Below are 7,438 nucleotides of genomic sequence, written 5' to 3'. Positions count from 1 at the left end.
AAGCCGGGTTACGGTGCCCAACTGCGCGCTAACCTAGATACCACAAAGGGTGTTGGTCGTTTAATAGGCGATCATGATCGTTTATTCTTTTTTTCTATATATTGCTTGTCCTTTCATATTTTCGATTTGTCTTAAAGATAAATTAAGTTTTTCAATAATTTCTGTGTTGGTATAATATCTTTGATAATATCTTTGATAATATCTTTGATAATATCTTTGATATTTCCTAAAGGAACCTTCCCAAAAAAACTGAAATGAATAATTGGAAATTTAGTGGCACTTAATTTCGTTTTCATTTTTTTAAAAAAGTTCATGATGAATTTGTTTTAACTAACGTTGATGAGATTTTAGGGGGGGAGATTGAAGGTGAATGACTTGTTCTAATTAGTTCACTGATTTCAAATTTAATAACAGGAGTAGCATAGGTAATAAATTCACAACCTAAATCTTCATAATTATCGAGGGCTTTCATTAAGCCTAAAATCCCTTCTTGTTCTAAATCGGCTCGGGTTAAACAACGCAGATAATATTAACTAAAGGCAGATGAAGTTCAATTAATTGATCTCGTATTGCTAAATTCTTTTTACTTTTTAAAAATTCTTTAAATAATATTATTTTTTTTAGTCTTTTAAAACAAAAAAAGACTAACTTAACAGTTAGTCTTCAAAAATTTTTAAAAAGTAAAAAAGTGTTTAAATTTCAGGAACACCTCGCTGATTCTAGGTTTCCTTTATCTGATAAACTACTCAATATCGTGATTTTATACTAGTAGACTCCGGACTGTCCGTTTCAGCAACTTCCGAAAGAGGTTTTCTATTTAGACCATTTCAGGCTTCTCCATCGAATTATTCGGTGGCGGGGGTCGTCTTGACTAATTTGCTTTCGTCGTAACTCGCTTTTACGGTCTGCTGTAATCTGACATTCTTTCGTTTGTTAGACCGGCCATCTCCTTTCCGAGTTTATCAGTCCTGGCTATTGGTTAGATAGCGCGAAATTTAGGCCTCTTTGGCGCCCCTAATTTAGCTATGATGGTTGCTTTAATTGTTGGTTAATTTCATTTTTTTAATAACAAGGACTAAATAATTCATTGTTATCGCCATCATTATTTCGCGGAATTACCTTATCACCCTAAATATCAAAATTTGGCTAAAAGATTAATTTAACAATTAAATAGATTAAAAATCAAAAATCACATTAAAAAATGCTGATAAATTATTAAAAAAGATAGCTTAAAAAATTATCCAAAGTTTATTGAGAATCAGGAAAAATTTTTGACAAAAAATCTTGAATATTTTGGTCGCGGAAAATTTCAAATTGATTACCACTTATCAGAGACAAACAAAAACATTGTCCACCTCTACTTCTCAATAATTCCATAATTTCCGCATCAGTTTTAGTTTTACTAAAAATAATTCTTGAAATAAAATTTTTTTGAAACGAATTTTTAACTTTAGTATCGTAAACATCTAAAATTGTTTCTTTAAATTCTTCATAATAAGCATCAATTTCTAAATTTACAAAAAATTCGAAAATATTTTGATTCCGATTTTCATAATTTTCATATACGGATAGATTAATTGCGTTTTATGCAGCGATTTGTATTTGCTGTTTTATTTACAATCAGCCCCCGTCCAAACCGGACAAGCAAGTTTCCAAGCATCCGGCTTTCCCTAATTTACTCTCTTGCGAGAACTAATTTCCCTTTGCAGTTGATTAGCTATTTATTCTTATCGTTCTATTCTTTCTGATATCATGTATTTGTTGATTGGTTATCTTGCGATGACAATCTTTACATAATACCTTTGTTCTCTTATTCATGATACTTTGGTGGTTCGCGTTGCGGACCGTGCCAATGTGATGAATTTGCAGTTGGGTTGTTTTGTCACAGTTCTCACAACGTTCCGCTTTCAAGCGGTCAGTTAGATACGTGCGACTTTGGAATATAAATCTATTAATGGTAATATCAGGATTTCCCTTGTAGTTACGCATTTTCTTGATTTTATCCCAAGAGTAGACAACCCAAGGTTCATATAGGGTTTCTCCTTTGTTAATATAGGAAATACTCCAGGTTGAACCTGTATTGAGTTTCTTTCGGATTCTAGCAATTGACGTTTTCCGTTTCCTTGCCAGTGTTTTCAAACAGCTATATTCAGCTAGATAGTTTAAATAGGTTAAAACACCGAGATTATTAGCTAAACAAAAGTATTGGATAATTCCTCTAATAATTGTTTTATAAGTCCGAATTATTTCTAATTCATCTCTATCCGCTAATGTTTCGTCGTGTTTTACCTTCCCTTTTTTTAACCAATTGTATTTGTGTCCGTATTCCTTGACTTTCGCTTGGGGAATTTGGATTTGAACTTTACCGTTTAAGGAATTCCGCGTGGTCTTCCCTTTACGGGTTTTATTGGTGGGGTTTACCTTAATCATGTAGGATAGAAACCTAGTTCCTTTGTTAGCTTTCACAATTTTCGATTTGTCCCTATTAACAATAAGTTTCAGGTCTTGTTCTAGCCATTGGACTACTTGATTTCTAATCTTTTCGGCTTTGTTATATTCACCTTTAACGCCAATGATAAAATCATCAGCATAACGGATGTACTCAACTCTTGTCTTCGGGTTTAGATTGATATACTTATCGATCCCCAGTTTGTGGTGTTGGTTTTTACGCCATGCTTTACCATATTCTGGGTTTCCTTTCTTAATTGGTTTTCCTTCTTTGATCAGTTCCTCCATTTTCAGGTCCATGTAATGTAAATATACATTCGCCAATAGAGGGGAAATGATTCCTCCTTGAGGAGAGCCTGATAAAGATTCGTATTTGATTCCATCTTTCATGAAGCCCGCTTTTAGCCATTTGTTAATGGTTGAGAGGGTTTTACTCTTTTTGATGAACCGATTTAAGGTTCTCATGAGAATTTCATGATTGATGTTATCGAAGTAACCTTTTAAGTCAATTTTGACAATATAGTCAATCCCTTTAAATCTTTGTTTGACACGTTTGATAGCGTCATGGCAGGATTTTTTGGTTCTAAATCCAAAGTTCCATTCTGAAAAGATATTTTCAAAATAGGGGGCTAGGAGTTGTTCCAGGCATTTTTGTATCAACCGATCTTTGATGGTCGGTAATCCCAAGGGTCTAGTTCTTTTGTTATCACTCGGAATGAGAATTCTTTTAACTGGTTTGGGGTTATAAACATTATTGACGTATTCCTGATGGTATTTTTCCAGTTTTTCTAGATTAATCCCATCAATGGTTTCATTGTCAACACCTGGCGTACCCGCTCCTTTATTAGCAGCGATTCTGTTGAATGCTGTTAACGTGTTATAGAAATTATTCATCCCTTGTTGCAGCTCTTTTTTAACGAGTAGCCATTTGATGAACGATATTGAATTTTATCCAATGTTCGCGAAAGTTTAGTTTCTAGTGAAACAGTTGTTGACATAGTATATCAACTCCTTCCTTGATACCATTGAATAAATAGTAAATTACTTTCTTCTTTCGCCCTATAAGAGTGATTAACTCTCTTCTTGGTAGGACGATTGTCTAAATTATTTCAAATTTAGGTTTACCCCTACGACTACTAAGAAGATTCTTTATCCTTGACCATCCAGACTTTAATTCCCGGATTAGTAAATTTAATTACTTAGTTTTAGGATTCTCCAAGTTACGCTAAATTTCTACCTTAATTCTTTAGGTGAAGTATTCCTCTTTAGGAGGCTGATTCCAGGTTTCTTTATTCGATAAACTACTCAATACTTATGAATTATATTAGTAGACTCTGGACTGTTCGTATAAGCAACTTCCGAACAGGTTTTGGTATTACATCATTTTCCTTCTTAGGCCATCTCAGGCTTCTCCATAGAATTATTTGGTGGCGAGGTCTTTTTGACTAGTTTGCTTTTATCGCAACCCGCTTTTATGGTCTGCTTTAATCTAGCGTTCTTTCGTTTGTTAGACCGACCATCTCCTTTCAGGGTTTATCTGCCCTGGCTATTGGTTAAATAGCTTGAAATTTAGGCCTCTTTGGCGCCCTCATAAATCCAATAAGAGTTTTTTCACTGATGTCTTGCAAATTTTTTACAATTTCTTCATCGGTTTTAGATTCATCAAAAAAAAGAGGCAAATAATTTTCTTGCACTGTTTGTTCTAATGCTTCTTTAGCGACATCTAAAATTTTTTCTTTAAGGGCAATATAATATTCTTCAGAACTTTTTTGATAGATATTTTTTTCAGAATTTTGCTGATATAAATTGCTTTCTGATGCTGATAATAAATTTTTCTTATCACAACCATAAACGCAATAATTTTTAGAAAAAATTAAAGTTAAAAAAAACATAATAGATATTGGAAAAATTTTTAAATTCATTATTTTACCTCTTTTTTTATTTATTAAAAAACAAGGATAAGTGAACAATGTATATGTGTATTATAATCTTTTTTGCAAAAAATTAAAAGCTATCAAATAATGAAAATAAAGCTTTTAATAATTTCGGTAATAGGAAAATGCATCATTCGCGAACTCAAATCAAAATGATATTGTTTTTTTGACAATTCTTGTTTTAAAGTCTCAGCATAAACAGAAAAAATAATGGGACAATACGGCCGCGCACCACACTTCAAAAGTATTACAACTAAATAATTAATTAATAATCATTAAAATCAACTTATCAGTTGATTTTTTTTATTTTTTAAAAAATGATAAAAAGTTAATTGTCAACTTTTCTAAAAATATTTTTGGAAAAAACAGGAAATTATTTTTTAGTCTTGGAAATAACAAAAGACTAACTTAATAATTAGTTTTTATAAAATAACACAATCACATTTAGATTTTCGAATATTATAATTGGATTTTTCAATTGTTTCTGATTGTTCTGATTTTTGAAAAGGTTTTCTTTGATCAATTAATTCTTTTAATAAGCTTCGAAATTCTTCACTTTCGATAATTTCTCTTTTTAATAATTCATCGGCAAGAGGAGATAAAAATTCTTGATATTGTTGAATTATTTCTTGTGTTTTTTGTTGAGCAATATTTTTTATTTTATCTTTTCTTATTTCTAATGAATCTGTTGATAAATATAAATCTCCTAGAAACCATCCTCTTTGTATGATATATTCAACTGTTTTTTCAATATCTTGTTCATCATGTTCACCTCTACTTTTAATTTGTTCTATAGGTGTTGAAATGATTTTTTCCGCTTCTAAACCGCCATAATAAACCGATAATGCAAATAAATGTCCAAACGCACTGTCTCTATCAAAATAAAAATCGGTGCTACCATCAATTTTTTTATCATCTTCTTTTAATTCTATTCTTCGAAATTTTATGAGATCTGAAAATTCTCTATTTCTTCGGTTCAATTCAAAAGCAACTACAGCATGTCCTATTTCATGCAAAGACACAAATTTTTGTTTAGTCATGATATTTGATTTGCTTATAGTACTTGTTAATGCTTCATTTTCTTCTGACTCTGTCTCTTTAATTTCTTGAATTTCTTCATGAGATAAATCTTCCATAGCCATAACGAAATTATTATGAATAATTAAAAAAAATCCTAAATTAATAAATAAAACGAATTTAAAAAATAATAAATTGGGTTTTAATTTAAACATTATATGAAATCTCCTTTTGTTTTTATTTCTTAAAATTTAACGTATTGGAAATTGTTAAATTTTATTACCATTCTACCATTCAAGTATGGTTCTTTTATTATATTCATCTTCTTTGACTTTATCGTAGTTATATTTATCTTGATAAAGTTAATAAAGTTTTTCGAAAAGGATTAAAGTGAAGATGGAAATCAGTCAATTCAAAATCAGAATTATGAACAAAAGCCTCGCCAAGATAATAGATAGTCTTTGTCGTCTTTTAAAAAATGTTTAGGATCTTTATATTTAAAAATTAAATAATTATTAAAAATAATACAACTAAATAACTTATTAATAAATCATTTAAGATCAACTTATTAGGGGGGGCTTTTTTATTTTTTAAAAAGAATAAAAAATGTTTAAAGTTTGAAAAAACCTAAATTATTCTTCTTTTGATTCTGAAGAAAAGAAAGACGCTAATACTATAACGATTTTTTTAATTATGAATCATGATAATAATTGTTGGTTCCTAACAATAAGATAATCATTATGGGCGCCAAAGAGGCCTAAATTTCGCGCTATCTAACCAATAGCCAGGACTGATAAACTCGGAAAGGAGATGGCCGGTCTAACAAACGAAAGAATGTCAGATTACAGCAGACCGTAAAAGCGAGTTACGACGAAAGCAAATTAGTCAAGACGACCCCCGCCACCGAATAATTCGATGGAGAAGCCTGAAATGGTCTAAATAGAAAACCTTTCTCGGAAGTTGCTTAAAAACCGACAGTCCGGAGTCTACTAATACATAACTTCAGTATTGAGTAGTTTATCAATCAAAGAACCTGGAGCCTCCAAAAAAGAGGGTACTTCCCCTAAAGAATTAAAGTCGAAATTTAGTGTAACTTGGAGAATCCTAAAACCCAGTAATTAATTTTACTAATCCGGAAATAAAAGCCCGAACGGTCAAGGATAAAGCATCTTCTGAGTAGTCGTAGTCGTAAGGGTAAAACCTAAATTTGGAATAATTTAGTAGCTTACCGAGAAGAGAGTTAATGACTTAGAAGAAAGTAATTTACTATTTATTCAATGGTATCAAGAAAGGGGGTTGATAAATGATGCCAACAACGGTTTCACTAGAAACTAAACTTTCACGAACATTGAATAAATTCAATATTGTTCATCAAATGGTTACTCTTTAAAAAGAGAACTCCAGCAATAAATGAATAACAGGTTCTAACCAGCACCATATGCTGGGGATTGATAGGTATATCAATCTAAATCCAAAACCTAGAATCGAATACATCCGTTACACTAATGATTTTATCATTGGCGTCAAAGGCGAGTATGACCAATCCGAGGGGATTAAGAATCAAGTAACGCAATGGCTAGAACAAGATTTAAAACTTACTATCAGTAAGAATAAGTCAAACGATTGTTAAAGCCAGTGAAGGAACTAGGTTTCTATCCTACATGGTAAAGGTAAATCCCACCAATAAAACCCGTACAAGGAAATCCACAAAGAATTCCTTCAACGGTAAAGTTCAAATCCAGATTCCCCAAGCGAAAGCCAAGGAATATGGACACGAATATAATTGGTTAAAAGTGGGGAAGGTGAAACACGACGAAACATTAGCGGATCGAGACGAATTAGAGATAATCCGGACCTACAAAACAATCGTTAGAGGAATTATTCAATACTTTTGTTTGGCTAACAATCTCGATGTTTTAACCTATCTAAACTATCTAGCGGAATATAGCTGTTTGAAAACGCTGGCAAGAAAACGAAAAACGTCGATTGCCAGAGTTCGAAAGAAACTGAAGACAGGTTCAACTTGGGGAATTTCCTAT

General features: G+C 31.7%; 2 protein-coding genes and 4 pseudogenes. 1 reads left to right on the top strand and 5 read right to left on the bottom strand.

Features of this window, described 5'->3' with window-relative positions; all coding sequences use genetic code 11:
• Positions 1–81: 81 nt before the first annotated feature.
• The 5 genes and pseudogenes from OC698_RS02350 to OC698_RS02330 form a co-directional block, all read right to left on the bottom strand.
• Positions 82–615: pseudogene (locus OC698_RS02350) on the bottom strand (sigma-70 family RNA polymerase sigma factor).
• A gap of 1,098 nt (positions 616–1,713) precedes the next feature.
• Positions 1,714–3,446 (bottom strand): annotated as a pseudogene (locus OC698_RS02345) (reverse transcriptase domain-containing protein).
• Positions 3,447–4,001: 555 nt separating this feature from the next.
• Positions 4,002–4,370, bottom strand: coding sequence for a hypothetical protein (locus OC698_RS02340; RefSeq protein WP_304513113.1), 369 nt, complete (start codon positions 4,368–4,370; stop codon positions 4,002–4,004).
• Positions 4,371–4,804: 434 nt separating this feature from the next.
• Positions 4,805–5,614, bottom strand: coding sequence for an SVM family protein (locus OC698_RS02335; RefSeq protein ID WP_304513112.1), 810 nt, complete (start codon positions 5,612–5,614; stop codon positions 4,805–4,807).
• Positions 5,615–5,686: 72 nt separating this feature from the next.
• Positions 5,687–5,913: pseudogene (locus OC698_RS02330) on the bottom strand (hypothetical protein); the annotation flags it as partial.
• 915 nt (positions 5,914–6,828) lie between these two features.
• Here OC698_RS02330 and OC698_RS02325 point away from each other — a divergent pair.
• Positions 6,829–7,438 (top strand): annotated as a pseudogene (locus OC698_RS02325) (group II intron reverse transcriptase/maturase); the annotation flags it as partial.

The sequence above is a fragment of the Candidatus Phytoplasma gossypii genome (assembly GCF_030586975.1).
Lineage (GTDB): Bacteria > Bacillota_I > Bacilli_A > Acholeplasmatales > Acholeplasmataceae > Phytoplasma > Phytoplasma citri.
Note: the sequence above shows the minus strand (reverse complement) of the source record. Positions and strands in the feature narration are given on the sequence as shown.

Bases quoted from the DNA above. Each gene is read 5' to 3' on its own strand.
- OC698_RS02335 (WP_304513112.1), bottom strand. From the start codon at position 5,614: ATGTTTAAATTAAAACCCAATTTATTATTTTTTAAATTCGTTTTATTT.
- OC698_RS02340 (WP_304513113.1), bottom strand. From the start codon at position 4,370: ATGAATTTAAAAATTTTTCCAATATCTATTATGTTTTTTTTAACTTTA.